The 26,017-nt window shown below is 62.6% G+C and carries 31 protein-coding genes and 1 tRNA gene; 23 read left to right on the top strand and 9 right to left on the bottom strand.

Annotated features, from left to right (window positions below; genetic code table 11):
- Positions 1–183 precede the first annotated feature (183 nt).
- Together FJ425_RS13420 and FJ425_RS13415 are read left to right on the top strand one after the other, a co-directional pair.
- Positions 184–1,116, top strand: a complete 933-nt coding sequence (locus tag FJ425_RS13420; RefSeq protein ID WP_140724072.1) for a YbhN family protein — start codon at positions 184–186, stop codon at positions 1,114–1,116.
- A 199-nt stretch (positions 1,117–1,315) separates the two neighbouring features.
- Positions 1,316–1,389: transfer RNA gene (locus FJ425_RS13415), tRNA-Gln, on the top strand.
- 95 nt (positions 1,390–1,484) lie between these two features.
- Here FJ425_RS13415 and FJ425_RS13410 read toward each other — a convergent pair.
- Positions 1,485–2,729, bottom strand: a complete 1,245-nt coding sequence (locus tag FJ425_RS13410; protein WP_140724068.1) for a site-specific integrase — start codon at positions 2,727–2,729, stop codon at positions 1,485–1,487.
- 107 nt (positions 2,730–2,836) lie between these two features.
- Positions 2,837–3,241, bottom strand: coding sequence for a hypothetical protein (locus FJ425_RS13405; protein ID WP_140724065.1), 405 nt, complete (start codon positions 3,239–3,241; stop codon positions 2,837–2,839).
- Positions 3,242–3,352: 111 nt separating this feature from the next.
- Between FJ425_RS13405 and FJ425_RS13400 the strand changes: the two genes are divergently transcribed.
- From FJ425_RS13400 to FJ425_RS13340, 13 genes are all read left to right on the top strand, one after another.
- On the top strand, positions 3,353–3,553 hold the full coding sequence (locus FJ425_RS13400; RefSeq protein WP_140724062.1) for a helix-turn-helix domain-containing protein: 201 nt from the start codon (positions 3,353–3,355) through the stop codon (positions 3,551–3,553).
- Positions 3,550–3,840: a hypothetical protein gene (locus FJ425_RS13395; RefSeq protein WP_140724059.1), complete on the top strand. Its 291-nt coding sequence runs from the start codon at positions 3,550–3,552 to the stop codon at positions 3,838–3,840. The genes FJ425_RS13400 and FJ425_RS13395 overlap by 4 nt, the downstream gene beginning before the upstream one ends.
- Before the next feature lie 17 nt (positions 3,841–3,857).
- On the top strand, positions 3,858–4,577 hold the full coding sequence (locus tag FJ425_RS13390) for a hypothetical protein (protein WP_140724056.1): 720 nt from the start codon (positions 3,858–3,860) through the stop codon (positions 4,575–4,577).
- Position 4,578: 1 nt separating this feature from the next.
- Positions 4,579–4,887 carry a DUF6074 family protein gene (locus FJ425_RS31535; protein ID WP_181175906.1) on the top strand — a complete coding sequence of 103 codons (309 nt, stop codon included), beginning with the start codon at positions 4,579–4,581 and terminating at the stop codon, positions 4,885–4,887.
- On the top strand, positions 4,884–5,072 hold the full coding sequence (locus tag FJ425_RS13380; protein ID WP_140724053.1) for a hypothetical protein: 189 nt from the start codon (positions 4,884–4,886) through the stop codon (positions 5,070–5,072). The genes FJ425_RS31535 and FJ425_RS13380 overlap by 4 nt, the downstream gene beginning before the upstream one ends.
- Positions 5,072–5,302: a hypothetical protein gene (locus FJ425_RS13375; RefSeq protein WP_140724051.1), complete on the top strand. Its 231-nt coding sequence runs from the start codon at positions 5,072–5,074 to the stop codon at positions 5,300–5,302. Before FJ425_RS13380 ends, FJ425_RS13375 begins: the two co-directional genes overlap by 1 nt.
- A gap of 243 nt (positions 5,303–5,545) precedes the next feature.
- Positions 5,546–6,958, top strand: a complete 1,413-nt coding sequence (locus tag FJ425_RS13370) for a terminase large subunit (protein WP_246677930.1) — start codon at positions 5,546–5,548, stop codon at positions 6,956–6,958.
- Positions 6,949–7,260: an HNH endonuclease signature motif containing protein gene (locus FJ425_RS13365; protein ID WP_140724045.1), complete on the top strand. Its 312-nt coding sequence runs from the start codon at positions 6,949–6,951 to the stop codon at positions 7,258–7,260. Before FJ425_RS13370 ends, FJ425_RS13365 begins: the two co-directional genes overlap by 10 nt.
- Positions 7,244–8,509: a phage major capsid protein gene (locus tag FJ425_RS13360; protein WP_140724042.1), complete on the top strand. Its 1,266-nt coding sequence runs from the start codon at positions 7,244–7,246 to the stop codon at positions 8,507–8,509. The genes FJ425_RS13365 and FJ425_RS13360 overlap by 17 nt, the downstream gene beginning before the upstream one ends.
- 1 nt (position 8,510) lies before the next feature.
- On the top strand, positions 8,511–9,062 hold the full coding sequence (locus FJ425_RS13355) for an HK97 family phage prohead protease (RefSeq protein ID WP_140724039.1): 552 nt from the start codon (positions 8,511–8,513) through the stop codon (positions 9,060–9,062).
- Entirely contained in the window at positions 9,062–9,601 is a 540-nt protein-coding gene (locus FJ425_RS13350; protein WP_140724036.1) for a hypothetical protein, read from the top strand. The genes FJ425_RS13355 and FJ425_RS13350 overlap by 1 nt, the downstream gene beginning before the upstream one ends.
- On the top strand, positions 9,601–10,662 hold the full coding sequence (locus FJ425_RS13345) for a phage portal protein (RefSeq protein WP_140724033.1): 1,062 nt from the start codon (positions 9,601–9,603) through the stop codon (positions 10,660–10,662). Before FJ425_RS13350 ends, FJ425_RS13345 begins: the two co-directional genes overlap by 1 nt.
- A gap of 19 nt (positions 10,663–10,681) precedes the next feature.
- Entirely contained in the window at positions 10,682–11,698 is a 1,017-nt protein-coding gene (locus tag FJ425_RS13340) for a hypothetical protein (protein WP_140724030.1), read from the top strand.
- A gap of 1 nt (position 11,699) precedes the next feature.
- On the opposite strand, the gene FJ425_RS13335 is transcribed toward FJ425_RS13340, so the two are convergent.
- On the bottom strand, positions 11,700–11,900 hold the full coding sequence (locus tag FJ425_RS13335; RefSeq protein WP_140724027.1) for a hypothetical protein: 201 nt from the start codon (positions 11,898–11,900) through the stop codon (positions 11,700–11,702).
- 1,000 nt (positions 11,901–12,900) lie between these two features.
- Between FJ425_RS13335 and FJ425_RS13330 the strand changes: the two genes are divergently transcribed.
- Positions 12,901–14,853, top strand: coding sequence for a hypothetical protein (locus FJ425_RS13330; protein WP_140724024.1), 1,953 nt, complete (start codon positions 12,901–12,903; stop codon positions 14,851–14,853).
- A 113-nt stretch (positions 14,854–14,966) separates the two neighbouring features.
- Here the strand turns inward: FJ425_RS13330 and FJ425_RS13325 are convergent, their stop codons facing one another.
- Complete coding sequence (locus FJ425_RS13325) at positions 14,967–15,623, bottom strand: hypothetical protein (RefSeq protein WP_181175903.1); 657 nt, start codon at positions 15,621–15,623, stop codon at positions 14,967–14,969.
- Positions 15,624–15,734: 111 nt separating this feature from the next.
- Here FJ425_RS13325 and FJ425_RS13320 point away from each other — a divergent pair, with 111 nt between their 5' ends.
- Together FJ425_RS13320 and FJ425_RS13315 are read left to right on the top strand one after the other, a co-directional pair.
- Positions 15,735–16,391 (top strand): hypothetical protein, encoded by a 657-nt coding sequence (locus tag FJ425_RS13320; RefSeq protein WP_246677929.1) that lies wholly within the window; start codon positions 15,735–15,737, stop codon positions 16,389–16,391.
- A gap of 104 nt (positions 16,392–16,495) precedes the next feature.
- Entirely contained in the window at positions 16,496–17,026 is a 531-nt protein-coding gene (locus FJ425_RS13315) for a hypothetical protein (protein ID WP_140724021.1), read from the top strand.
- Positions 17,027–17,157: 131 nt separating this feature from the next.
- On the opposite strand, the gene FJ425_RS31530 is transcribed toward FJ425_RS13315, so the two are convergent.
- The gene (locus FJ425_RS31530; RefSeq protein ID WP_181175901.1) at positions 17,158–17,331 is read right to left on the bottom strand and encodes a hypothetical protein; all 174 of its coding nucleotides are present in this window, start codon (positions 17,329–17,331) and stop codon (positions 17,158–17,160) included.
- A 159-nt stretch (positions 17,332–17,490) separates the two neighbouring features.
- Between FJ425_RS31530 and FJ425_RS32000 the strand changes: the two genes are divergently transcribed.
- A complete protein-coding gene (locus tag FJ425_RS32000; RefSeq protein ID WP_246677928.1) occupies positions 17,491–17,817 on the top strand; it encodes a hypothetical protein in 327 nt (108 codons plus the stop codon).
- A gap of 967 nt (positions 17,818–18,784) precedes the next feature.
- Here FJ425_RS32000 and FJ425_RS13300 read toward each other — a convergent pair.
- Complete coding sequence (locus tag FJ425_RS13300) at positions 18,785–20,218, bottom strand: aldehyde dehydrogenase family protein (protein ID WP_140724018.1); 1,434 nt, start codon at positions 20,216–20,218, stop codon at positions 18,785–18,787.
- Between the two features lie 257 nt (positions 20,219–20,475).
- Here FJ425_RS13300 and FJ425_RS13295 point away from each other — a divergent pair, with 257 nt between their 5' ends.
- Positions 20,476–21,501: a YeiH family protein gene (locus FJ425_RS13295; protein ID WP_246677933.1), complete on the top strand. Its 1,026-nt coding sequence runs from the start codon at positions 20,476–20,478 to the stop codon at positions 21,499–21,501.
- 93 nt (positions 21,502–21,594) lie between these two features.
- On the opposite strand, the gene FJ425_RS13290 is transcribed toward FJ425_RS13295, so the two are convergent.
- Genes FJ425_RS13290 through FJ425_RS13280 form a run of 3 tightly spaced genes read right to left on the bottom strand, consistent with a single transcriptional unit; the run spans position 21,595 to position 22,933 of the window.
- Entirely contained in the window at positions 21,595–22,035 is a 441-nt protein-coding gene (locus tag FJ425_RS13290; protein WP_140724015.1) for a GAF domain-containing protein, read from the bottom strand.
- Positions 22,036–22,070: 35 nt separating this feature from the next.
- Positions 22,071–22,628 (bottom strand): GNAT family N-acetyltransferase, encoded by a 558-nt coding sequence (locus FJ425_RS13285; RefSeq protein ID WP_140724012.1) that lies wholly within the window; start codon positions 22,626–22,628, stop codon positions 22,071–22,073.
- Positions 22,625–22,933 (bottom strand): DUF1778 domain-containing protein, encoded by a 309-nt coding sequence (locus FJ425_RS13280; protein ID WP_140697869.1) that lies wholly within the window; start codon positions 22,931–22,933, stop codon positions 22,625–22,627. The genes FJ425_RS13285 and FJ425_RS13280 overlap by 4 nt, the downstream gene beginning before the upstream one ends.
- Positions 22,934–23,111: 178 nt before the next feature.
- Between FJ425_RS13280 and FJ425_RS13275 the strand changes: the two genes are divergently transcribed.
- The 3 genes from FJ425_RS13275 (at position 23,112) to FJ425_RS13265 (ending at position 25,959) form a co-directional block, all read left to right on the top strand.
- Positions 23,112–23,540, top strand: a complete 429-nt coding sequence (locus FJ425_RS13275) for an NUDIX domain-containing protein (RefSeq protein ID WP_140724009.1) — start codon at positions 23,112–23,114, stop codon at positions 23,538–23,540.
- Positions 23,537–24,514 carry a GlxA family transcriptional regulator gene (locus FJ425_RS13270; protein ID WP_140724007.1) on the top strand — a complete coding sequence of 326 codons (978 nt, stop codon included), beginning with the start codon at positions 23,537–23,539 and terminating at the stop codon, positions 24,512–24,514. Before FJ425_RS13275 ends, FJ425_RS13270 begins: the two co-directional genes overlap by 4 nt.
- A gap of 149 nt (positions 24,515–24,663) precedes the next feature.
- Positions 24,664–25,959: a Xaa-Pro peptidase family protein gene (locus FJ425_RS13265; protein ID WP_140724004.1), complete on the top strand. Its 1,296-nt coding sequence runs from the start codon at positions 24,664–24,666 to the stop codon at positions 25,957–25,959.
- Positions 25,960–26,017 lie beyond the last annotated feature (58 nt).

The raw sequence follows: 26,017 nt of genomic DNA, 5'->3' as shown, positions 1-26,017 counted from the left end.
AGCGCAGTTCACAATCACCAAGAGCGCGAGGCCGAATTTCGCTAACGTCACATTTTGCCAGGTCACGTTGGGGCAATGTCTTGCCGGTTGAATAGCCGGCTTCAATCAGGCATGTCTGAAATGAAGGTTCGAAGGGTTGGGCAACATCAAAATCAATGAGTTGCAACGCATGATGACGACGCCATGAATTGGAGGCGCTATTTCTGGCCGGTCATCGGCATCGCGGCCGTGGCGTTCTCGCTATGGCTGCTCATCCACGAACTGCGTGGCGTTTCGCTCGACGACGTCTGGGCCGGCATCGCCGCCATCCCGCCGCGCGGCTGGGTGCTCGCGGCACTGAGCGCGGTCGTCGCCTATGCCTCGCTCGCCGGCTACGACCACATCGCGCTGCTGCATATCGGCAAGAAAGTATCGTGGCTGTTCGTCACGCTATGCTCCTTCACCACTTACGCGGTGTCGCACAATATCGGCGGCTCGGTGTTTTCCGGCGCGCTCATCCGTTACCGCGCCTACGGCACGCGAGGGCTGACCGGCCAGGAGGTCGGCGTGCTGGTGGCGATCTGCTGGTTCACCTTCATCCTGTCCAGCGTTTTTCTCGGCGGCCTCGTGCTGTCGCTGGAACCGCAGATCATCGATCGTTTCACGGGCGCGCCGCATCACGGCGCCGCATTCGCCGCGGGGCTCGCCATGCTCATCCTAGCCGGCGCCTACGCCTTCGGCAGTTGGCTGCGGCTGAGACCGCTGAAGATAGGCAGCTTCCAGCTGCACTATCCGGCGCTGCCGATCGTGGCGCGGCAATTGCTGATCGGGCCGGTCGAACTGCTGGGGGCCGCCGCGATCATCTATTTTGCCCTGCCCGAGATCGGCAATCCCGGCTATTTCGTGGTGCTCGGCGTGTTCATGGTGTCGTTCTCGATCGGGCTCCTGTCGCACGCGCCTGGCGCGCTCGGCGTGTTCGAGTTCGTCTTCCTCACCGGGCTTTCAGACATGGATCCGGTCGGCGTGCTCGCCGCGCTTCTGGTGTTCCGCCTGTTCTATCTCATCATTCCGCTGCTGATCGGCCTTGGCGTGGTGCTCTATTTCGAGCATTCTCAATACAGCAAAGGCGAGAGCTGAGCCTTCGGCGCCCGGCGGCAGAACCAATGCATGTCGCCCATAAGTGCGGAACGGCTTTGGGAGAACGATAGGCATCGGTCAAGGCTCAAAAAGCCTGCGTTGATCTCAGCTGCGGGCTTGACTATTTTCGGATGGCGGCTACAAGGCAGCGCTCGCGGCACATGAGCCGCCCGCACCGCGCGATACCAGACGCGCCTGCTGGGGAATAGGTTAACGGTAGACCCACGGACTCTGACTCCGTTAGTCCTGGTTCGAATCCAGGTTCCCCAGCCAAACCTTCAAAACCCAGCATTTCCAAGGCTTCCAGCGTCGTCAGCGGGTGGAACATTTCGGGGCCAAACAGCCCCGAAATCTTGACCATGTCGCATCTATGTCGCACGCAGCGCGGGGAGAAGGTGGCGCGAGGCTTCCGCCAAGGACTCGGCTTCATCGGCCGCGGGGAACAGATGCCCATAGGTGTCCATGGTCTGCTGAATGCTTGAATGGCCCATCCGGTGTTGGACCTCCTTGGCGGAAAGCTCGAGACCGCCGGCGCTCTTCCGATTGATGCACCATGACGCGAAGAAGTGCCGGAAAGCGTGAAGGCCAGGGTATTTTGCCAACGTTTCGATGATCTGTTCGCCCTGCTCGTCAAGGACAGGATTGCCCTCCTTGTCGACCTTCGGCCTCAGCACGGTGACGCCGGCGGCGATCTGCGCCGGGTGAAGGATTCGCTTGATGACGTTGCTGTGGTTCTCAAGGTTGCCGTCGCCGTTCGGAAATACGAGGTCGTGTAGCCCTTTCGGGCACTGGAGCTTCCACTCCCGCAGGGTGTTTATGACGATCGGCGGGACCGGGATCTTCCGCTGCCCTTCCTGGCTCTTCGTGAAGCCCATGACGCCATAGCGGTCCACGCGAGATGAAACCCTGATGCACTGGCCTTCGAAGTCGACGGCCGACCATGGCAGACCACGGAATTCCGATGAACGCATGCCTGTGAAGACAAGCGTGAGCATCATCGGCTTATGGAGCGGCGCCGTTTGGTCGATGATCGCGCGGATCTCGTCGTGCATGGGGATATCGATCCCATAGCCGAGCTTCCGTGTCCGGCGCTTCTCGATCTTCTTCTTCTTCGCCCGCACCCGGCTGTTCGACTCGTAGACAACATTACGCGCGACGAAGCCGCTGTCCTGAGCAACAGCGAGAATGGCGCCCAGATCGACGGTCACCCGCTTGATCAGGTCTGCTGAACGTCCCTCATCATGCAGCCGCTTCTGCCAATTACGGATCGTCGGAATGTTCAGCTTCGTCAGAAGCAGCTCGCCGATAAACGGCGTGATGTGGAGATCGAGGTGAGCTCGGTAGCTCTCGCGGGTCGAGCGTTCCAGGCCGAGCTGCTCGCAATCAGCGAGCCAGTTCGCGCCGGCCTGCTTGACGGTGATGGTATCGGCTTCGGCGACGTGGATGCCAGTCCGGAGCTCCTGCTTGACCTGCTCCTCGAAGCGATCGGCTTCCTTTTTCTTCTCGAAAGTCTTCAGTCGCCGGACCCCATTCAGATCCTTGTAGTCGACGATCCAGGCTTCCTTCTCCCTGCCCCTCGCGGGTTGCCAGGTGCGTTTGCGAATAGAGACCATTGTCCCCCTCCAGTTCGTTGTCGTTGTCTTGCATAGTCAGTAGGTCACGTGTCTGCCCGGAGTTCCCGCCAGTGACGGCTTTCGTTGCTCCGATGGTTAATCGGCGCCTAGAATCCATACCGGAGCTTGTCGCCGCTCGCGTCATCACCCAATACGGTCCCATCCGGGAAGACATGGACGTCCTCACCCGTCAGAAGCCGGAACGACACGCTGCGCTTCTCGAATGTGACTGCGGTAACGAGCGGATGGCCGACGATGATCTCTTTTGCCGCCTCATGAAGGCGGCCGACTTGGTTGACCCCGCCTTTTCCGGTCTTGGCGAGGATGCGGTCGACGATTGACCGCCAGTCGTCGCGGAACTTCAGCGCGTCGTCGAGGAGTCGGCGAGCAGCCTCGACCTCGGATGGCATCCCCATTTCGTTCTGAAAGGCCACGATCCGCTCCACCAACTCGGTCGGGAGCACGTAGACGCGCCGCTGCTGGGAGGGCGCAGGTTCGTTTTCATTCGTCATCAATCGTACTCCATGCCAATTACCAATCAAAAGCACATCTGCATTTCAATTTCAATTGACATTTGTATGGTAACGATGATTGACATTGACTCCGCAAATCAGGAGTCACCTATGGAAGCGAATTCCAAGCCATCCGAACTCCAGCTCATCTGGGGCGCCGACGCGATAGCAGCCGAGTTGGGCTGCGATCGGCGCCGTGCTTTCTACCTGCTGGAGAAGGGCGAAATCCCCGCAAAGAAGGTCGGCGGAAAGTGGGTTGTTCGGCGCGACGAGTTGCACGCCTTCTTCATGAATAGTGGTGCCGTCGCATGAGTGGCCGTCGTTTCGACAAGGCCCACCAGCAACGCATCCTTCACCGCCAGGGCACCGAATCCGCCCACGGCGGCGACGTGCCCTTCGGCCTTCTTGGGACGACGCCGCGGCTGCGATCGGGCTATGGCAACATCGAGGCTGCAGCACGCTGGCTTGCTGAGAACCGGGAGGGTCTTCGCCAAGAGCAGCGGCACCCGGTACCGGAGCTGCGGCGAGAGTTCGGCCTCACCGCCAAGCAGGCCTGTGAGGCAATCCGCCAAGCCAACGAGCTGGAGGCGCGATCGTGACGACCGCGGAGAGGCGCTTGGTGCAGGACAATGACGATGAGGTTTCCCCGCCAAGATCGGCCTGGCAGCCGTCCGGCCGGCGCAGATCGGAGCCGACGCATGCCGCCAAGCCGACCCCTATCTTGTGGCCGAAAAAGGGTCAGCACGCGATGGTGGATCTTTGGGTCTTCGTCGCCGCCCAGATGGCTGAAACCAAGGACCATTTTCGCGTTCTCTTGGCGATCGATAAAGCGATCCGGCGCGACACCGGCACGACGCCGGATGGCAACGAGGTCCTGGCGCGCTGGGCTGGCGGCATGAGCATCACCAACACCAGCAAGGCGATTTCATTTCTTGCGAAGGCAGGCCTCTTGGTCATCGAGATGGGGTTTGCGGCGGACCGAAGCGGCAAGCTGCGAAAGGCGCGAACTATCCGCTTGGCGATGCCGGAGCCCTTCCCGGAATGGGTGTCGATCGAGCTTCCGTACCGCCAGCTAAACCCAAATCAACTTGGTGCACGTGGCCAAGTTGAATCAGTGAAAACAACTTGGCCACGTGTGTCGGCTGATGGTGCACGTGGCCAAATATCTGATGAAGGGAGCTTACCTATCAGAGGTAATAGGGGCACACCAACGCGAGGCTCCGCGGAGTTTGAGGCAGCGAGCCAACTTCCCGATGACAAGCGCGGCGAGGCGGCGCGCCCTGAAAGGCGCGCCTCGCACGTATCGACTTCACCGTCTGCGAAGCCGGAGGTGTAGCATGCAGCTTGAACTCGACTTCAATGCTCCCCTACCGCCTGTCGAATCGGTTGGCGCCAAGATCACGGCGTTCCCTCTTTCGAGGCAGCGCTCTACGATTCAGGATGTAGCGCTGCAGTTCAAATCGAAACGCGGGAAAAAGCGGCAAACGTTCTGGCAAGAGACGATCGCCAGGATGAGGACAGAGCTTCGCGCCATCGGCATGAAAGAGGATGCAATCACTCGGCAGTTGATCGCGTTTCGCGATGCTGTCGAGCGAGAAGCCTACCCACGTCGTGGAGACGATCCGCAATATGGTGGCGCCGCATGATGGATGCCGACGCGATCTATCGCCGGCTGCGCCGCCTGGCCCGCGACAGCGGCTTCGACGTCCGCCGCGTCGATGAAGGCTATCAACTGCTGCGCGATGGGCGCGTCATCGCCGGCGATCGGCGCCCGCTCGACCTGCGCTATCTCGCTATAGAGCTGCAAAAGCGTCATGTCCTGGGTCACTGATGAGCGACCGCAAGCAGGTGAAGCCGCCGCCGCTGGCGCCTGACCTCGACCGCATTCTGTGGACCGCTGGCGGCATCGCGCGCCGTCTTGGCTGTTCCCCGGACTTTGTTCGCAGCGTGATCGCCAACGAGCCAGGCAACCCGATCAAGACGCTTGGCAGTCGGATGTATGCCGTCGAGCGCGATCTCATCGACTGGATGCGACACAGAAACCCATCGCAGCCCACGTAAACCCGCTGAAACCGGTCGCGCGGATGGCCTCGCATCGTCGATACAATGGCGATGCGGCGAACTGGTCCCAATGCTCGAAAAGCTCCTGCGGGGCACAGACCGCATGGGGCTGTTCCTTTCTCTCTCCCGATCGCCCAAAAATCCCCAGCTGAAATCGCCGTCGCCTTCCTCGAACGGCTGAAAATTCCGGAAGGACCGAAGGCCGGCCAGAAGCTCCGGCTGGCAAATTTCCAGAAAAAATTCGTGCGCGGTGCCCTCGACCCCGAGAACATGGTGGCCTGTCTCTCGATCGGCCGCGGCAATGCGAAGACGGCGCTTGCCGCCGGCCTGGCGCTCGGTGCCGTCACAGGCGAATGGGATGAGCAGCCGCGCCGCGAAGTCCTGTTGGCAGCTCGCAATCGCGACCAGGCGAAAACCGCATTCAACTTCCTGGCGGGCTTCGTCAACAGCCTGCCGAGGTCGAAGCGCTCGAAATTCATCATCCGGCGAGGATCCCGCCTCGAGGTAGAATTCACGGGCAATGGCGGCGGGCTCGCCCGCTGCATCGCGGCCGATGGCAGGTCCATCCTGGGCGGCGCCCCGACGCTCGCCATTCTTGACGAGCGCGCCGCCTGGGACCGGGAAAAAGGTGACGCGCTTGAAAACGCCATTCTATCCGGTCTTGGCAAGCGTGGTGGCAAGGCGCTGATCATCTCGACGAGCGCGCCCGACGCCAGCAACACCTTCTCGCGGTGGCTCGATGAACCGCCGCCAGGCACGTATGTGCAGGAGCATCGGCCGCCCTTCGGGCTCCCGGCCGACGACGCTGAGTCGCTCCTGATAGCCAATCCCGGTGCCACGGAAGGCATCGGGGCGAGCCTCGAATGGCTGCAGGCACAAGCCAGGCGTGCCATCGCGCGCGGCGGCACCGCGCTTTCCAGCTTCCGCAATCTCAACCGCAACGAGCGCGTCTCGACAGAAGATAGATCGGTCTTGGTGACCGTCGACGAATGGCTCGGCGCCGAAGTGAAGCCAGACGATCTGCCGGCGCGGGAAGGCCAGTGCATCCTTGGCGTCGACCTCGGCGGGTCCCGCTCGATGTCGGCCGCAGCGCTCTACTGGCCGGAGACCGGCCGGCTTGAAGCCGTCGGCACGTTCCCGAGCAAACCCGGCCTCGCCGATCGCGGCGCCGCCGATGGTGTCGGCGGCCGCTATGTCGAGATGCAGGGGCGCGGCGAGCTGACGACGCTCGGCGATAATACCGTCCCGCCTGGCCTCTGGCTTGCCGAAGTCGTGAAGCTGGTCGACGGCGCCGCGATATCCTGCATCGTGGGCGACCGCTTCCGTCATGCCGAGTTCGTGGAGGCTATGGCAAAGGCCAATCTCCGCGTCCCCTTCATCTGGCGCGGCTTCGGCTGGAAAGACGGTTCCGAGGATATCGAGCGTTTCCGGCGGGCATTGTTCGACGGCCATGTGAAGACGCTGCCGTCCCTGCTGCTGCGCTCCGCCTTCGCTGATGCCATCACGCTCATCGACCCGGCCGGGAACCACAAGTTGGCGAAATCGCGCTCCCTGGGCCGCATCGATGCCGCGGCCGCAACCGTCCTGGCCGTCGCCGAAGGCGCGCGCCGAGTCGCGCGTCCTTTCCGACCGGGAAGGACCGCCGCATGGGTGTGACGGGCAAGAACGGGCGCGCCGGCTATCACGTGTACCGTTCAAGGCGCTGGGTGGCTCTCCGGCAGGCCGCCCGGCGCCGCGATGACTTCAGATGCACGGAATGCGGCGAGCGCGGCCGGCTCGAGGTGCACCACAAGATCCCGGTGCGGCAGGCGCCGGAGCTTGCCTTCGACCTGGGCAACCTGACCTGCCTTTGCCCTCCCTGCCACATCCGCCTCGAACGAGGCCTCACCAAACCAACCGCCGCGTCAATCGCGTGGCGCAACCTCCTGAAAGGAACCGCAAATGTTGAAAAGTGCTGAAATCCAGCGCCGGCAATCCGAGATTCGCCAGTCGCTGTCCGAGCTGGTCGGCAAAGAAAAGCCGACCGAAGACGAGACCCGCAAAATGGGCGAGCTCGACGTCGAGTATCGCTCGAACGAAACCCGCTTTCGCGCAAGCCTCATCGCCGAGGACGCCGAGCGCAAGGAAGCCGGCGCCGACCTCGAAACGCGCAGCGACAAGGACTACGCCGATCTGATCGGCAAGTTCGAAATGCGCCAGATTGCTTTGGCGCTGGACGAGGGCCGCCAGCTCGACGGCGCGACGGCCGAAGTCGTGCAGGAACTGCGCAACCGCGGCGGCTATCGCGGCATGCCGATTCCGTGGCAGGCGCTCGAAAAGCGCGCCGGCGAGACCATCGCGAGCGGCACTCCCGATCCGAAGGTGACGGCACCGATCATCGACCGCATCTTCGCGGATTCGGTGGCAGTGCGCATGGGCGCCAGCATGGTGAACATCGACCATGGCCTCCAGGAATACCCGGTTACGACCTCCAGCGTTGCGGCGGCCTGGCAGACCTCCGAGACCGGCAGTGTCGGCGGTCCGACCGCCTATGCGACCACCGACCGACCGCTGGCACCGAATAGCACGCTCGGCATCACCATGAAGATCACCCGCAAGACGCTGAAGCAGAGCGGTGACGCGCTCGAGCAGGCGGTCCGGCGTGACATGAACGGCTGCATGGCGGTCGCCATGGACAAGGCCGTATTCCTGGGTGCAGGCGCTTCCGGCGAGCCCGCCGGCGTGCTTGTCGGCAGCTACAGCATCACATCGACGGCCGTCAGCGACGTCGCCTCCTGGGCGGCTTTCCGTGCCGCGGTGACGCGCTTCATCACCGCAAACGCTGCGGGCGGCCCGGGTTCGGTCCGGTTGCTGATCCGTCCGGAGGTTTTCGACTTCATGGACGACAGCCTGATCACGAACACTGCAGTCAGCGAATGGGACCGGCTCATCAAGAACATCCCGAACCCGATCATGAGCAGCAACGCGCTCGCCGCGCCGACTGGCTCGCCGCTGGCGACCAAGGCGCTGCTGACGGTGACCACGGGCGGCGTCCCGCCGATCTTCGTCGGCACCTGGGGTGGTGCCATCGACCTCATCCGGGATCCGTACAGCGATGCGGCTTCGGGCGGGCTGCGCCTGACCGCGCTGGCGACAATGGATGTCACGGTATCGCGCCCGGCGCAGCTCGAAATCCTGACGGGTGTCGAAATCGAGGCGGGCGCATAAGATGCTCTTCGGCGCTCCGATCGCATTCGAGATTCGCGCCGAGGGTGGCGCGACCCGACTTTCGGGGCGCTTCCCTTATGGCGCGGAAACGACGCTGGGCGACGGCAGGCGGGAACGCTTCGCCGCCGGCGCGTTCCGCGCACGCGTCCAGACCGGCGAGAACATCTTTCTCCTCGCCGGTCATGACGCCGAGAAACCGCTCGCCTCGACTGAGGCGGGCAGTCTTACCCTTCGCGATGGCGACGACGCCCTCCACATCGAGGCGCGCGTCGTGCCGTCGACCAGCTGGGCGAACGATGCCCTCGCCGCGCTGGCGGCCGGTCTCACGAAGGGCCTGTCGCCGGGCTTCAGGGTGCCCGCCGGCGGCGACCTGGTGACACGCGCCGATGGCGGTCTCCTCCGCACCGTGACCCGCGCCGATCTCTTCGAAATCAGCATGGTCACCCGAGCGGCATACGACCAGGCACAGATCGCGGCGCGGTCGTGGACGGTCGCGGCGGCGGAATCGCCCGACGCTGGCCTGCAGCGCGCGCTGCGACGCTGGAGGGCGTGATGGCGATAACGATCAAGCAGACAGAGGCCGCCGCTTACGGCCGGGCCATCACGACGGGCCTTTCGGCACAGGCTCGGGCTCTCAATTGCGACATGATCTGGGCGCGGATCGAAGGGTACACCTCATATCGCTGGTCTACGCGCGCCGTGACATGGATCGTGGAAGGTCCTGGCGAATGGCGCCCGCCGCTGGCACCTGCGACCATCACCACCGTCGAGCTATGGCAGGGCGACGCCTGGACGGCCGTCACGCTCGATCCCTCTCCAACGGGCGGCTACACGCTGCCTGGCTGCGGTCCCTACCGCTTCGCTGGCACCGTCGGCGACAACAACTCGGCGCTCCCGCCCGCCGTCATTCGGGCATTCCAGCTGCTCGCCGAATACATGGCATCAAATCCCGGTCGGCCCGGCGCGTCATCGGAGCGCACCGAGATCCCCGATGTGATGACCGAGGAAGTCAGCCGAGCGCCCTCCTGGATGGCGCGGGCGATGCAGAACAGCGGCGCCGGCGATCTTCTCCGGCCTTACCGGAGGGCGTGATGCTGAATTTCTGGCCGTTCAACCGCAACAAGACGGAAACCCGCGCCGCGGCTTCCGGCTTCACCGCAGAGATCATCGCGGCCCGGGAAGCATATATCTCCGGCAGGCGCGGCATCGCGGAGCTGACTGCGACGTCGCAAAGTTGCGTTTCGTTGTGGGAGAACGGTTTCGCGCTCGCGGCAGTGACCGGGACGGCGTTGCTCGACCGCCGCACGCTGGCGCTGATTGGCCGATCGCTCGCGCTGCGGGGCGAAAGCGTCTTCCTGATCCGGGACGGCCTTGTGCCGTGCTCCGATTGGGATTTGCGGACCCGCTACGGCCGGCCGACCGCTTACCGTGTCTCCATTCCCGAGGCCGGCGGCGGTACCAGCCAGACAGCCCTTGCCGGCGAGGTGCTTCACCTTCGCATCGGCTGTGACCCCGCGGCACCCTACTATGGCACCGCGCCGTTGAAGCGCGCCAGCCTCACGGCCGGCCTGCTGAATGCAGTCGAATCGGCCCTCGCCGAAGTCTTCGAGAACGCGCCGATCGGCAGCGCGATCGTGCCGTTTCCGGAATCGCCAGAAGTCGACATGGAAACGCTGGGGCGCGGTTTCCGCGGCAAGCGTGGTCGCATCATGCTCCGGGAGAGTGTCGCCGTTACGGCGGCCGGAGGACCGGCGCCAGCGGCGGACTGGCGGCCGCAAAGCGTGTCGCCAGACCTGGAGCGCTCAATGACCGCGGAAAGCCTCTCGGCGGCGCGTGAGGCCATCGCCGGCGCCTTCGGCGTGCTGCCCGGCCTGTTCAACCCCGCCACGACTGGCCCGCTTGTGCGGGAAGCGCAGCGCCATCTCGCGCAGTGGACGCTGCAGCCGATCGGCGAGCTCCTCGCCGAGGAAGCCAGCGAAAAGCTGGGTGCCAGCATCATGATCGATTTGCTTCGGCCGACGCAGGCCTTCGACGCCGGCGGTGCCGCTCGGGCGTTCACGGCGCTGATCGCAGGCATGGCGGCGGCAAAAGAGGCGGGGCTCGACCAGGCCGCGATTGCCGCGGCATTCCAGCGGCTCGACTGGGAGTCGTAAACAGAGAGGACGCCGACACGTGCTCGCCATCACGGAACAGACCCTCACACTCATTCGCATAGGGCAAGAACAGGCCAACTATCGGTTGCGCCAGTTAGCCGCGGCGAGATCGAAATCGAGGAAGCCACGGCTGCTCAACCAGGACCGCCGCCGACATCTTGTCGATACAGCGGTCAAAATCCTCAAGGCCGGGGATCCAACCTACTTTGAGTTCGAAGCTTCCTGCCGCCATGGCCTGCGGTCGTCGCTCTGCCTTCAGGGCTGGTCATGGAACGACGCCGAGAACGCGGCCGCCGATGTCGTTTCCGCCGCGTTGAAGCAGATTGGCGCCGTTCGCCCGACCTGGGATGAGGCCCAAGGATTGGTGTTGGAACAAGGCGCTACAAAGCTCGAGCGTGCGCATTGCGTAAGATGCTCTGCGCCGATCCCAGCCGGAGAGGCAGTCGCAGGAAAATACTGCGATGATCTCTGCAGACATGCGGCGGTGAAGGAAAAGCACCGGCGGTCTGGAGAGGCCATGACAATGGCCGAGCTTCGGCTGGCGCGCGCCGCTGCCAGGCCGGCGCCTAAACCGTGCGAGCAGTGCGGCAACATCTTTAAGCCGACATCTGACGAGCGGCGCTTCTGTTCCTCCGAATGCGCCTACGCATCGATTCGCGTTCGCCCGGTCACGACGGTCTGCGCCCAGTGCGGCGATACGTTCTCACCGAAAAAGAACAGCGAGCAGGCCTATTGCTCGCACGTCTGCTACGCGAAGTCGAAGTCCCGGAAGAAGTATGAGGCGCGGGCCTGCGTTTCTTGTGAAGAGCTGTTTCAGCCGGCGTCGCCCCACGCGGTCTACTGCTCCAAGCGCTGCCAGGCTCGGTACGATCGCGCGCGAAAGGCCGCCAAGAGCGCGCCGAGGCAGTGCGAGAACTGCCAGACCTATTTTCAGTCCGACCGCTCCTCCGCCCGATTCTGTGGGCCGAGCTGCTCGGCTATTGCCCGAAGCCGGGTAATTCGCGCATCCAGCACCTATCGCTGCGACAAGGTGTGATCTACCGCCGGCGCTTCTTCGGCTTGTCCGGCGTCAGGATCGTTGCGATCCCGGCGCCTTTCTTCCTCATGTAGATCGGCTCGCCCTTGGTGACGGCTTCGTCGACCCGAGGATTTGGCGCCAGCACCCGCATGGTGGATAGATCGAGCTGGCCGATCACATTGCCGTTGATGTCTTCGATGTCAGCGTATTCGGTCGCCATATCTCCCCCCTTGCGTTTTGTGCCGAACCTGCGAACCTGGTGGGGTTCACACCAGCTCGGCGGCTGGCTGCGCATCGGCCGGGCGTTGGCGCGCCCGGCCGGCATTTGCCACCAAACGATTGGTCGCACAAGGATTCGTGAGCCCCTTGATAGAGTAGCGTCCATGTCGCAACCATGTCGCACGGACGCGCCGGAACTCCGGAAAAACTGTTAGGAATCAATCGTACAGCGCGGAACCCCTGAAACAGCCGGAATCCTGCTTCTCGGATCCTATGAGTTCTTTGCTGGCCAATAAAATCAATAGCTTACGCGAGTCCTTCGGCCGAAATTGACGTCGGACTCTGACTCCGTTAGTCCTGGTTCGAATCCAGGTTCCCCAGCCAAACTGGATGTCCTGTGGACGACTTGGTTCCACAAGCTTCTTTCGCCGTTCCCCATCTACGATTCTCCGGCTTCGCCGTGCCGCGATTTCACGCAGGAGACGCGTCTGTTCGACCAATGCGCAGACATTCGATCATAGAAGGCGTTGTCGAGGCGCCTATCGAGTTTGAACGGAGACTCAGACACGCGCGAAGAGCGGGCATCACAATGGCCGTTCTGCATGGCCGGAAGTCCTGCCGAGGTGGTTGACCGTGGGGGTCTGTGACCTAGCTTAGAATTCAGAATGGACCGTCCGGACTCCCCAAAAATGCGGATTGGAACGCACCGTGGGAGAATTTTTGGGATATTGACGATGGAAAGGTGCGAGTCGGCTTTTCGGGACGTTGACGGCGGGCGACAACCGGCGGCCACGGAATCTTCGAGCTTCGGTTCGAGCGCACATCTTCTGCGCCGGCATCTTCTGCCGGCGCACGACCGCGCTCCGCAACGCAACAAATACATTCGCACGGCACTGCAGGCCCGAAGCAGCGACAGCTTTCGAGAGCAGCAGCAGCTTTAGCCAGCATCTGGGAGAAGACCAAAACACCGCTTCGCGAACTTAAGTTGCACCCAAGACCGCATGGGCACGACGATGCCAAATCATCTTGCCGAAATTTACACAAATAACACAGATCTCGCCATTCAGGGGGGGATTGCGATACTCGTACTGGCGGGCGTCTTTCTTGTGCTCCGGCATGCCCTTGTCGCAGTGCTGCGGAGTCGCCCGAAACCAAATGCCTACCTGAAAGAATGCAAGCCTGTTCCTCTCGAGGAGGTTCCTTGGGTCTGGGAACGCCCGGTCGACCTTGCAACCGGACCTGGTTCTTCTCAGGCTGTCGTGTCCTCGGATGCGGATGCCCGGCCTCAGGATGCAAACTACCGTCAGTTCGGGGTGCGAATCGAGCATTTCGAGATGATCTCCGAAGCTTATGAGAGTTCGCCAGGCGACCTGCCCTTCGCTTCGCCGACAAACAGCGCTACGGCCCCCCGTGTTCGCTGGCCTATCGGTCTTGTATCAGGCCTGGGCATCGCCACGATCTGCCTGGCCGTGCCGCTTGGCTATACGATGACGAGACAGAATTGGGTCGAAAGCGCCCCCGCCATTTCGCGGGCCCAGAATCCCTCCCAGCCCGATCTTTCGCGATCCTTCACGGTTCCGGCGAGTGCTGCATTGGATATGGAGGGACCAGCCCAGGGCGACGGACGTACGAATGCCGAATCGCCTGGCCCGGATCTCGCGGCTGCCAAGGCTGAAGTCGAGGCTGCTCGTGCTCAGGCATCCGCTGCGAAGGATCTGGCCGGCCAGGAGCGCCGAACTGTGGAAGAAGAGCGCGCCAGAAGCGCCTCTCTGCAGAGTGCGCTCTTGGAATCGCGCAAGCAGGTCGACGCGCTGAGGACAAGCATGGCAGCAGCCGACAACGCATACGGGGAGCGTTTGCGCAACGAACTCGCGGCAGCCCGCACATATGACGCATTGCAGCGCCTTGCGGGAGACGCTCGCAGGCTGCTGGGCGAGAGCATCAACTATGTCGTTACGCAGATGCCGGCTGCTCATCTGGAGCGTCAGCGAACTGAATTGATGGCGCGCGACCTATCCCAAGCGCGGGCGCAAATTTCACAGCTTCAGGCCACGGCCGCCGAGGACCGCGCCAGCGCCAAGGCCTCGCTTGCGCAAGTGAACGGAGTGCTTGACGACGAGCGCCGGAAGTCGAAGGACCTTCGTGGCGACCTCGCCGCAATGGAACTGTCCAAGGCCGCGATCGCGGATAAGGCTGAGCGGGATCGAACCGGTGCAGCCACAGCGAGAGGACGGGTGGAGCAGACCGCAGCCGAGACGGCGCAGGCTCTGACACGAGAACGCGTTTCCGCAGCATCGACCCGTGAGGACCTCGACAAAGCCCGCCTCGAGCGTGACGCGGCTGAACAGGAACGAGCCAAGGCTGTCTCGGCAAGAGAGCGTGCGGAGCAGACTGCAGCCGAAGCGACGCAGGCTCTCGCCCTGGTGCGCGCTTCCGCAGCATCGACCCGTGGGGACCTCGATAAAGCCCGCCTCGAGCGCGACGCGGCTGAACAGGAACGAGCCAGGGCTGTCTCAGCAAGAGAGCGTGCGGAGCAGACTGCAGCCGAAGCGACGCAGGCTCTGACACGAGAACGCGCTTCAGCAGTCTCCGCCCGTGAGGACCTCGACAAAGCCCGCCTCGAGCGCGACGCGTCTCGAACACTTTTGGGACAGGCCGCCCTCAGATTGAAAGAGGCTCTGGACGAGCAACGTGAAGCCACCGTTGCTCTGGCCCGCGACCTGGCTGCCAAACGCGCGGACAATGACAAGCTCAGGGCTGAGCGCCGCAGCGCGCAAATTGAGCCGCCGCTGCAGCCTCGCTCTGGCCGCGCATCGGCCGGCACCGGTCAGATGAATGCTGTCAGCCAGAAGACGACTACGCGCAGCAAGCTTCGCAACTCCTCGCGGGTGATCCGCGTGCGTACTATCGCGCTTCCCTTTGCCCTCCGACCAATACACCCGACGTCGGATTGAATTCAAAACGATAGCGACGACGGTGAAGGCTCCAGTCATTGGCCTGCACCATTCGCAACACACGGAGGCTCGGAAAAGAGGGTGAATTTTCGCAAGGAGTTCCGCGCTCTGCGCTATGTCAGACCGATCACGCTGCCTTTCGCGTTCAATTCGCACCCGACCGGCGCCTGACGCGTCTCCACCCGTCCCTGATGCATATAGTCGATGCTGACCTGAATGGGGGCCGAGATCTTGCGTTTGCTCAACCGACGTATGGAACCTGCGCTGCTGACGCGCACACTGGCCGCACCAAACTTGGCGGCGGCCTGCTCGATTGCGTCCTGACAGGCGCGAACGACCTTATCCGGGACACCGGGCAGCGCTTCGATCGGGTGGACCGCTGATAGAACAGTGTTGTCTTCAAGAGGCTGCAGGGCGGGCGGGAGGCCGAGCGAATGTCCGCCGTCTGTGGACAGGTCGACAATGGCAGCTGGAGTTGACGGTATTGAGGCCGTTGGAGTGGTGCTGATCCCGTCATCGTTCGACGGCGGACTGCCGCTGTTGCCGACGGGATCGCCGGGATCAGCGGGATCGCCGGGATCGCCGGCAGGTCCTTTGCCCTTGCCTTTGCCGCCGTTGTCATGGCTGCCCTGACCTCCATCATCACCCTGATGGCCGCCACCATGATGCCCTCCGCCGTGCGGGCCGGCGGCTGCAGTTCCAGCGCAAGCTACCGCGATCGAGCAAGCGAATGCAAAACAAGCCAAGCTGAATCCAAGGGATTGACGCACGGTAGTCTCCAAATGTGCCCAGCCGTCCTTGCGCGGCATGCGGTCAGAACGTCTAAACCGCCGCTGCCCCAAGGCAAAAACTGGCGAATACGGTGCCCACGGAGTTAACTAGTGGATGAATCCGCTGCATCAAGGATGCTGTGGGGGACGATCGATAGCGGCAACACAGCAATTTTTCCCAAGACCCAGAAACCACAACGCCGCAAGTTACTGCGGCGATGTTCCAGCTCCCTGCTCGCCTTGGAGAAAGTGATGACGACCACAATGTCCCCGTTTCTCACCGCCCTCACCTCCGATGGCCCTTCCGCCGATTGGGCGAAAGACATGGACCTGTACGCTTGGCTGATCGGCAGCTGGGACATGGACACGGTCCAGCATCTCGACGATGGCGCTATCCGCAAATCGGATGGCGAATGCCATTTCGGCTGGGTGCTCGAAGGCCGCGCCATCCAGGACCTCTGGATCAGGCCGAGGCGCCCTGCCCCGTCGACCATGTACGGCACCACCTTGCGCGTCTTCGATCCCGGCATCGACGGCTGGCACATCCTCTGGAGCGATCCGCTCAACCAGAATTACTCACGCCAGATCGGGCGGGCCGAGGGCAACGACATCGTCCAGATCGGCCATGACTCGCGCGGCCTGCAAGCGCGTTGGCGATTCACCGAGATCACGGCCGACAGCTTCCATTGGATCGGCGAGGAAAGAGCTGCCGAGAGCGATCCCTGGCGGATGACTTATGAGCATTTTGCGCGGCGGGCAGGTTCCTGACGCTCTGTCTGTGGCCGATCGCAGATTTCCAGGATCGCTCCTCCTTCCGCGCGCGCTCGCCTTAACGAACCACGATCATACGGCCTTGACGATGCTGATTGGGAATGCGTGCCGACGCCTATCCGCATCCCGGCGCACAGGCGGCCTTCAACCGCTTACTTGAGCCTTTCACCGCCAAGTGCCGGTGTCGCTCGAACATCGCCAGTTTGTGCCCATATGTCATCCGCACCTCGGATCGGCACCCTTCGCATCTGAACGTAGTGATGCTCGATGCGCTTCTTACATTAGCAATCAACGATATATTAATGGCTACTGTGCAGCCTGTTCGACTCGGGAAATCTCCCGATCGACGATCCGGCACTCGGTGTGCCGAGACGCTCGACCGATGCGGAGCAAAACGCATGAGTGTCGAAACAGCATTGGCGCAGCTACTGCGCATGATCCACCATCGCGCCCTGAATTTGGCTGCACTACGGGACGATGAGAGAGATCCATACTACGACAGCATCCGCCGGTCCTGTTGCGGAGCGGCCGAGCACATCGGTCAATCCCCCGACAATGCCGCCATCACCGCAAACAGCATGGTCGAATTTACCCGGGCGATGGTCGGCATCATCGAGGCGGGGCGCGGATAAATCGCACGTCGACACGCTCGCGACGAGCTCGGCAGGTGCCGAGAAGCGCGGCTACGGCGCGTTGCCTGCGGCTCGCGAGGTGACGATTGCCATGCGCAGGTCGACGATCGGGCTTCCGAGCGATCGCTATCTCAGATCCCGCCCCAGATGTTCGAGGACAGATGCTTGGTTGTCGGCATCACCGGCCAGCAAGTATCCAGCTGATTGTCGGACGGCATGCCGTTCCGCATCCGCGTTGGGTTGCGGGCATCCTGCGCATATTTCAAGGCCGCGCCCATGCGGTTCAATGTCTTCAGGATCGACATAAAGTTTATCCTCAATTCGCCATGGCTGTAACGGGGGTCCCGCCGCCTTCATGATGGCGCCTTGGATGACCGACGATCGTTTCCGCCGCGTTGCACGCAAGCGCAAGGCTCGTAACGAGAAGGACAGCATTTGAAACATTTGTATGCAAACGAGCCGCCATGGCTAGCGAGGCGTCTGGCCGGCTCGGCTACTGCCGTTGCTGTTTCGAAACAGATTTACGTTCAAGCGCCATCAAACCGAAACCAAACTGCAGGAAAACCGCCATCGACCGGCCAGACCGGAATTTAAACAAAGGAAAAATCGAAATGTCCAAGATTGTTCGCAATGCAATTCTCGCCATTGTTGCTGTCGCCGGCTTTGCTGGTTCGGCTTATGCTCAGCAGGCGACCCTCAATTCGTGCAGCAACCATGACGATTACTATGCCATGTGCCTGGGCGCGAACAACGGCGGCCACCATGATAGCCGCGGAAGCGATCGTCGTTAATCGACTATCCGCTGAGAAAGGCCCCGCAGGCATCTCGCCGGCGGGGCTTTTCGCGCTTCACCACACCCTACCGGAAGACCTATGCCCTCGGGTTGCCAGGTCAATTGCTCGAAATTCGGAAAGAGCGGCATTTTCAAATTGCGACGTTGGTGAACCACGCTGGCAACCACGCCCAGCTTGTACGCCGGCAGGCCATCCCACAATGAACCACGGCGAGTCGGCGGCCGTTAGGGTAGCCGCCGCATTTAATTAGCATTAACTAATTATAGATCGCGCTGTTCTATTCTGACACAGCGCGGTCTACTGCCACACAATGACCGTGCAGGCGGCTCTGGCCAAACGCACCCCCCACCCAGCTGGAGCCGCCACCCTCACCATACTCGGCCCGGTTGAATTAATTCTTACCAAATATCCTTTCTGGTGTGTTTCGCGGAAAGGTCACCTTGCAACCAAATGCTCGGTCGGTCGAGCACGACGCTTGGCCCTGAGCGCAGTTCCGTTGCCAGGAATCACTCTCGTTACAACGCGGTAGTCTGGCGGTCGCAGGCCTGAAACATTGCTACTTTAACGTGCTATCGGTAGGTGCATAGGGAGCGTGTGGCAAAATGTCGATTCCTCAAAACCTGAATGAGACAGATCTCAGATTCGAATGTCCAAGATGCCGGCATCCGATTATCCGGAAAGGCTCCTGGTTCAAGTCCGTGGCTACATTCAAATGCGGGGGCTGCCAAACGTCGATACGGCTTGGATATCCGGCAAAGCTCCGATTGTTCGAAAAACACAGGCAGTCAGCCAGCCCTAATCGCATCAGCCAAGCCTAATACGTGTCATCTCATCCCGACCAGGCGATGTCTCCGGTGGATCAATCTTTGAGTATAGTGGCCGTCCCTGGCCGACTTGTTTTCAAACATTAATAACGCGGTTGAACCGCGCCTTTTTAGCGCCGACGATCACTGGCTACAGTGCCCTACTTCGCCGCCGCATACCCCGCGATGCCCTTGGTCTCGAGGAAATCCTCAAGACCGTATTCGGCATATTCGCGGCCGTTGCCGGACTGCTTGTAGCCGCCGAAGGGCAGGCCCGCGTCCCAGGCAGGGTAGTTGATGTAGACAGTGCCCGAGCGCATGCGGGCGGCCGCCTGGCGCGCCTTCTCGATGTCCTTGGCCTGGATATAGGAGGCAAGGCCGAAGACGGTGTCGTTGGCCTGCTCGATCGCCTGCTCGACTGTGTCGTAGGGCATGATCGACAGCACCGGCCCAAAGATTTCTTCCCTGGCGATGCGCATGTCGTGCGTCACGTTGGCGAAGACCGTCGGGCGGACATAGTAGCCGCGGTTGAGCTCGGCCGGGCGGCCGGGACCGCCGGCGACCAGCGTGGCGCCTTCCTCGATGCCGCTTTGGATCAGGTCCTGGATCTTGTCGAACTGCAGTTGGCTCACCACCGGACCGAGCTTCGACGCGGGCGCGTCGGCCGGGCCGACGGTGAATTTCTCTGCCGCCTTCTTCGCATAGCCGGCGGCGTCGTCATGGCAGTCGCGCGGTACGAACATGCGGGTCGGCGCGTTGCAGGACTGGCCGCTGTTGGAGAAGCAGCCGGCGACGCCCTTGGTGACGGCCCGCTCCAGATCGACATCGGGGAACAGGATGTTGGCCGACTTGCCGCCGAGCTCCTGATGCACGCGCTTGACCGTGTCGGCCGCTGCCTTGGCGACCAGGATGCCGGCGCGGGTCGAGCCGGTGAAGGACATCATGTCGACATCCGGATGGCTGGCCAGCGACTGGCCGACGCCGGGGCCGTCGCCGTTGACGAGGTTGAAGACGCCTTTCGGCACGTCGGCCTCGTCGATGATCTCGGCGAAGATGATAGCGTCGAGCGGCGCGATCTCGGACGGCTTCAGCACCATGGTGCAGCCGGCGGCAAGCGCCGGACCGACCTTGCAGGTGATCTGGTTCAGCGGCCAATTCCACGGCGTGATCAGGCCGACGACGCCGATCGGCTCCTTGACGATGAGCGAGGAGCCCTTGATGTGGCGGAACTGGAAGGTCCTCAGCACCTCGGCCATCTTCTCCAGATGCGCCTGGCCGACGCCGACCTGGCTGTCCAGCGCCATCTGGCGCGGCGCGCCCATCTCGCGCGAGACGGCGAGCGCAAGGTCCTTGCTGCGCTTTTTATAGACTTCGATGACGCGGTTGAGGATGTCGAGCCGTTCCTCGACCGAAGTGAAGCCGAAAGTGGCGAAGGCGCACTTGGCCGCCGCCACCGCCTTGTCGACATCGGCCTTGGAGCCGAGCGAAATTTGCGCGAACGCGTCCTCGTTGGATGGGTCGATGACGTCGAGTGTGTTCGGCACAACAGGATCGACCCAGGCGCCGTCGATATAGAACTGCAGATTGTGTGACATGGTTTTTCCTCGGCCAGCCGTGGGTGCTCGATTGTGTGGATTGTCGTCGTATACCGCCAGAGATAACGGGGCGGCATACGCCCTGTCAAACGCAAGCGCCTGTTGAGCCCACTGGTCGGCGATGATCGTTCGCAAAAGGCGATCATTATAACTCAAATAATTCGTTGGAAAGATTGGTTCTGGAATGGCATTTCGGCGGCGAGCGCGCCTGGAGAATTGAATTGTCATTCCTACCCGTCACCGCGAACGATCTTCCAATCGATCTGAACCCGGTCAACGCCGAGCGCAAGCGCCCTGCCCTGACCTCGATCTCAGCCGGTGTGGTACCGGGACTGGTCCTGGTGGCGATGATCGCCAGCGTCGCCTATTCGGCGCGCGGTTTGTCCGGCCTCACCTTGTTCAGCCCGATGATCCTGGCCGTGGTGGCCGGCATGATCTATTCCAACGTGCTCGGCCTGCCCGCCCACGCCAAGGCCGGCATCGCCTTTTCGCAAAAGCGCCTGCTGCGCTTCGCCATCGTGCTGCTCGGCTTCCAGCTCACGTTCGGCCAGGTCGCGGGCATCGGCCTCGGTGGGGTCGGCATTGTCGCGGCCACGCTCGGTGCCACCTTCCTCTTCACCGTCGCGCTCGGCAAGCTGATCGGCGTCGAGGCCAAGCTGGCGCAGCTGATCGCCGCCGGCACCTCGATTTGCGGGGCTTCGGCGATCGTCGCCACCAACATCGTCACCGACGCGCGCGACGAGGACGTGACCTACGCGGTTGCCGCGATCACGCTGTTCGGCACCGTCGCCATGCTCGGCTTTCCGCTGCTGGCGCCGGTCTTCGGGCTCGACCAGCACGCCTTCGGTCTGTGGGCCGGGGCCTCGATCCATGAGGTGGCGCAGGTGATCGGCGCCGGCTTCCAGAACGGCACGCTTGCCGGCGAGACGGCGACCGTCGCCAAGCTGACGCGTGTCGCCATGCTGGCGCCGATGGTGATCGCGCTCGGCCTGATGGCGCGCCGCGGCAGCTCAGACACTTCCGGCGCCAGGCCGCCGCTACCCTGGTTCGTCGTCGCCTTCCTCGCGGTGGTGGCGCTGAACAGCCTGATCGCGATCCCGGTTCAGGTTCATGCCGCGATCGCCCTGGCCGCCCAGGTGATGCTGACCATGGGGCTCGCCGCCATGGGCCTTCAGGCCGATATTTCCCAGCTGCGCTCGCGCGGTCTTCGACCGCTGATGCTGGCCTTCTCGGCCTTCCTGTTCATCGCTGTCTTCAGCCTGACGCTGGTGAAGCTCGTCTGAGGCAGGCCGAGACCGCCTCACCTCTCAGTCTTCGTTGTCATCCTCGAACTCGCACGCCGCGACATAGATCGCGGCGAGCTTCTCGATGCCTGCCTAGTCTTCCTTGTCGAAGCGCCCAGGCATCGGGCTGTCGAGGTCGAGCACGCCGAACGCGCCTTCGGCATCGCGCAGAAGCACGACCAGCTCCGAGCGCGAATCGGCATCGCAGGCGATGTGGCCGGGAAATTCGTTGACGTCCTTGACCAGCATCGACATGTCGAGCTCGATGGCCTTGCCGCAGACACCCTTGCCGACGGCGATGCGAACGCAGGCGGGCTTGCCCTGGAAGGGCCCAAGCACCAGCTCGTCGTCGGAGGCGAGGAAATAGAAGCCGGCCCAGTTGAGGTCGGGCACCATCTGATAGATCAGCGCCGCGGTGTTGGCGGCGTTGGCAACGGAATCGCCCTCGCCTTCGAGCAGCGCTTTCAATTGCGTGGCCAACTCCTTGTAGAAGGCCGGCTTGTCCTTGGTGTCGATGGCGGTTGCCGCAAACATTCGAGTCGTCTCCGTTGCAAGCCGAGTGATTTGGCCTACTGGTTGCTATGCATCATCATCAGTTCCTGAACGGTTTTGATCGGCAGGAACAGTCGCAATTCGTTGGACGGCAATGCGGTGAAGCCATGATCGACATAGAGCTTCATCCTGCGCGCTATCTTGGCCGGATCGCCGCAATCCAGTACATCCAGCATGACAACGGCAATTCCGATCTGCTCGGCAACCCTCGCTATGCGCGCCAGCGCGTCAAGCAGAAGATCGCCGCCATATCCATTGCCTGCAAATCGCAGGTCAACACCCATCATGGACAGATAGGCCGCGGGGATGCTCCCATTTCCTGGCCGGGTTCTCGCATATTTGTGTGGCAACTCGCTGTAATCCACCGAGTGTGAATTGATGGCGTAAAAGCCGATCAGGTCTTCGGCTGGACTGAGCATGACGAAGACACGAAGATTGTCGGCTTTGGACAGTTTGTTGGCTGTCCTTTTGAAGAAATTGTCGACCTGATCCACGCCACAGAAAAAAGCCGTTCGATCATGCTTTTCAGGATCGAACGGCTCTATGACATTGGCGACTTCGGGCTGCCGCGTCACTTGGAAATGACGGTTTTGGCATAGCGGGCAAACGACGCCCGCAGTCGGTCCGTTGGCGGTGGGGGATTGTCGATAGCCGCAAAGAAGGCAGCATGATCGACAGGCCGCAGAGCGGTGCGCTCATGAGCCTCTATCGTTTCCATGGCGGCCTTATAGGCGGCGTTCATTGTGAAAACCGAGTCATCGACACCGGCAAGAGCCGCGGCTTGCTGAATGGCCTTCTTGATGCGCGGTTTTGTGCGGAAGTTCATCCGCTCGCTGCTGCGCTCCTCGATCTCTCGAATTTCATCATGGAAATTTTCCATGTTCTTGCTCCTTCGCACATCTATGTACGTCGCATCGGCGTACAGGTCAAGAAAGCTGCATAAGGGCGAGTTGCGGCGGTTGCCGCAGGCATTCTTGGTCGTTTCTCCGTTGCAAGAGCGCTGACGTGCCCGATAAAGTCCCTCCCCTCTGCCACCAGCCGCCGGGAAACAGCCCATCGTGACCTCCAGCCATTCCAAGACAGCGAGGGCCAGTACGATCCGCATCGCCGCCGCTGTCATCCGCGACGACGGCGGCAGGCTCCTTCTGGTGCGCAAGCGCGGCACGACCGTCTTCATGCAGGCCGGCGGCAAGATCGAGCCGGGTGAATTGCCCACCGCCGCCCTTGCGCGCGAATTGCGCGAGGAGCTGGGCGTTGCCGTCGATCCGGCCGCGGCCTTCCATCTCGGTTCCTTCTCGGCGCCCGCCGCCAATGAGCCGGACACCTGCGTCGAGGCCGAGCTGTTCGAACTCTCCATCATCGGCGAGCCGGTTCCGGCCGCCGAGATCGAGGAGATGATCTGGCTGAACCCGGAACTGGCAAGCGGCATGGATCTCGCGCCGCTCACAGCCGATATCGTGCTGCCGCGCTACGGCCGCCAGCCATGAGCGGGCGCAGCCAGGCAAAACAGGCGGCGGGCGAAGCGCCCCTTACCTTCGCGGTGCTGGTTTTTCTCGGCTTTCCGATGATGGCATTTTCATCCGTCATCGAGCCGCTGCGCGCCGTCAACATTCTTGCCAAGCGCGACTGCTATCGATGGGTGATCGTCGGCGCCGATGCGGGTAGCGTCGAGGCATCGAACGGCGTCGTCATTCAGCCCGGCTTCTCGGCCGCCGACGCGCCGAAGGTCGACCGCATCGTGGTGTGTTCCGGTGGCGACGCCGATCATGTCGTGGCCGATGAGGCGATGAGCTGGATCCGCAAAAGCCTGCGCGGCGGCGCGCATATCGGCGCTGTCGCCGACGCCGCATTCTTCCTCGCCCGCGCCGGCCTGCTCGACGGCCATGCCTGCACCTTGCACTGGACCAGCCAGGCAGCCTTCACCGAGGCTTTTCCGGATATCGAGCTTCGGCGCGATCTCTTCGTCATCGACCGCAAGCGTTTCACCTCGGCCGGCGGCGTCGGCAGCCTCGACATGATGCTGGAGATCATCACGCGCGATTATGGCGCCGAGCTTGCGGCTGGTGTCGCCGAATGGTTCGTGCACTCGCCATTGCGGTCGAGCGTCGACCGCAAGCTGATGCCGCTCAGGCTGCGCACCGGCGTCCAGAACGAGCTGGTTCTGTCGGCCATCGCCATCATGGAGGATGCGGTCGAGGAAAGGCTCGGCATGGCGGAACTGGCCGAACGGCTCGGCGTCTCGCCCGACAAGCTCGAGCGCAGTTTCCGCGCCGAGCTGGATATCTCGCCGAACGGATATTACCGGCGGCTGCGGCTGAAGCGCGCCGCCGATCTGCTGGCGCATTCGACGCTGATGGTGCGCGATGTGGCGCTAGCCTGCGGCTTTGCTTCGATGTCGAGCTTTGCAAGGGCGTTTCGCGAGGAGCATGGGCACGCGCCGAAAGCGATGCGGCGGCATTAGTGCGTTTGTGCGCGCTGACGCGATGAAACGCTGGCGGGACGGATCACGGCGTTGCCCGCTAGCCTGCGGCGTCCGGCACGACATCTGCGGGAATCCGCACACACTTCGTGTGACGTATAGATCATGTTCTCCGCAACAGGAGGCCGCACATGAGCATCGTCGTATTCGACCCCGACAGCACCGAGGATGTGGACTTCAAGGATCGCATGCGCCACCCCGTCGCGGCCGATCCGGCCGGCGGCATGTGGCTGTCCGACACCGAGCCGTCCTTCATCGACGCTGACGCGCTGCGCAAGGGGCGGCTGGCCAAGCTGCGCGCCTGGATGCGCGAGGCGGGTTATGGCGGCGTCGTTTTGTTCGATCCATACAACCAGCGCTACGCCACCGGTTCGCGCAATATGTTCGGCTATTTCCTGCGCAACTCGACCCGCTATTTCTTCGTGCCCACCGAAGGGCCGATCGTGCTGTTCGAATATCCGCAGAGCTACCATGTCTCGATGGTGCTCGACACGATCGACGAGGCGCGGCCGTCCAAGCTCGTTTGGTCATCGGTGTCGGGCCGCGACGACGAGACCGCGGGGCCGTTCGCCGACGAGATCGCCGAGCTTCTGAGGAAGCATGGCGGCGGCTCGATGAAGCTTGGGCTCGACCGCTGCAGCCATCTGCAGGCGCTGGCGCTGGAAAAGCGCGGCTGCGAGGTGAAGGACTGCCAGGGCGAGATCCTGGCGGTGCGCGCGGTCAAGACGCCAGAGGAAGTGAAATGCCTGCTGGCCTCGATGGCGGGCGCCGAGGCCGCGGTGGCGGCCGTGCGCGAGGCGATCAAGCCGGGCGTTTCCGAGAACGAGTTGTTCGCCATCATGTATGGCGAGGTGATCCGCCAAGGCGGCGAGTTCATCGAGACCCGGCTGCTCACCTCGGGACAGCGCACCAATCCATGGTTCAACGAGGCGAGCGGGCGCAAGATCAGGCCGGGCGAGTTGCTGGCGCTCGATACCGATACGATCGGCTGCTACGGCTATTATTCCGACTTCTCGCGCACCTTCCGCTGCGGCCCGGGCAAGCCGACGCCCTATCAGAAATCGCTCTACCGCATGGCGCATGACCAGGTGCAGCACAACATCTCGATCGTGAAGCCCGGCATGGCGTTCCGCGAGATCGCCGAGAAGGCCTGGAAGATCCCCGACCGCTTCGTCGACCAGCGCTATACCTCGGTCATGCACGGCGTCGGCATGCATGGCGAGACGCCGTTCATCGCCCATTCGATGGATTACGAAACCTACGGCCGCGACGGCGTCATCGTGCCCGGCATGGTGGTGAGCGTGGAAAGCTATATCGGCGAGAAAGGCGGCCGCGAGGGCGTCAAGCTCGAGGACGAGATCCTGATCACCGAGACCGGCACCGAGCTGCTCTCGCGCTTCCCGTATGAGGACGAGTTTCTGGAATGAGCGAAGTGATGCCGGCGTCCACTGCTATCTGCGGTGCGATATCGCAAAGCTTAGAGAA

This window comes from Mesorhizobium sp. B2-7-2, assembly GCF_006440775.1.
Taxonomy (GTDB): Bacteria; Pseudomonadota; Alphaproteobacteria; order Rhizobiales; family Rhizobiaceae; genus Mesorhizobium.
This window is presented reverse-complemented; position numbering and strand designations above follow the sequence as displayed.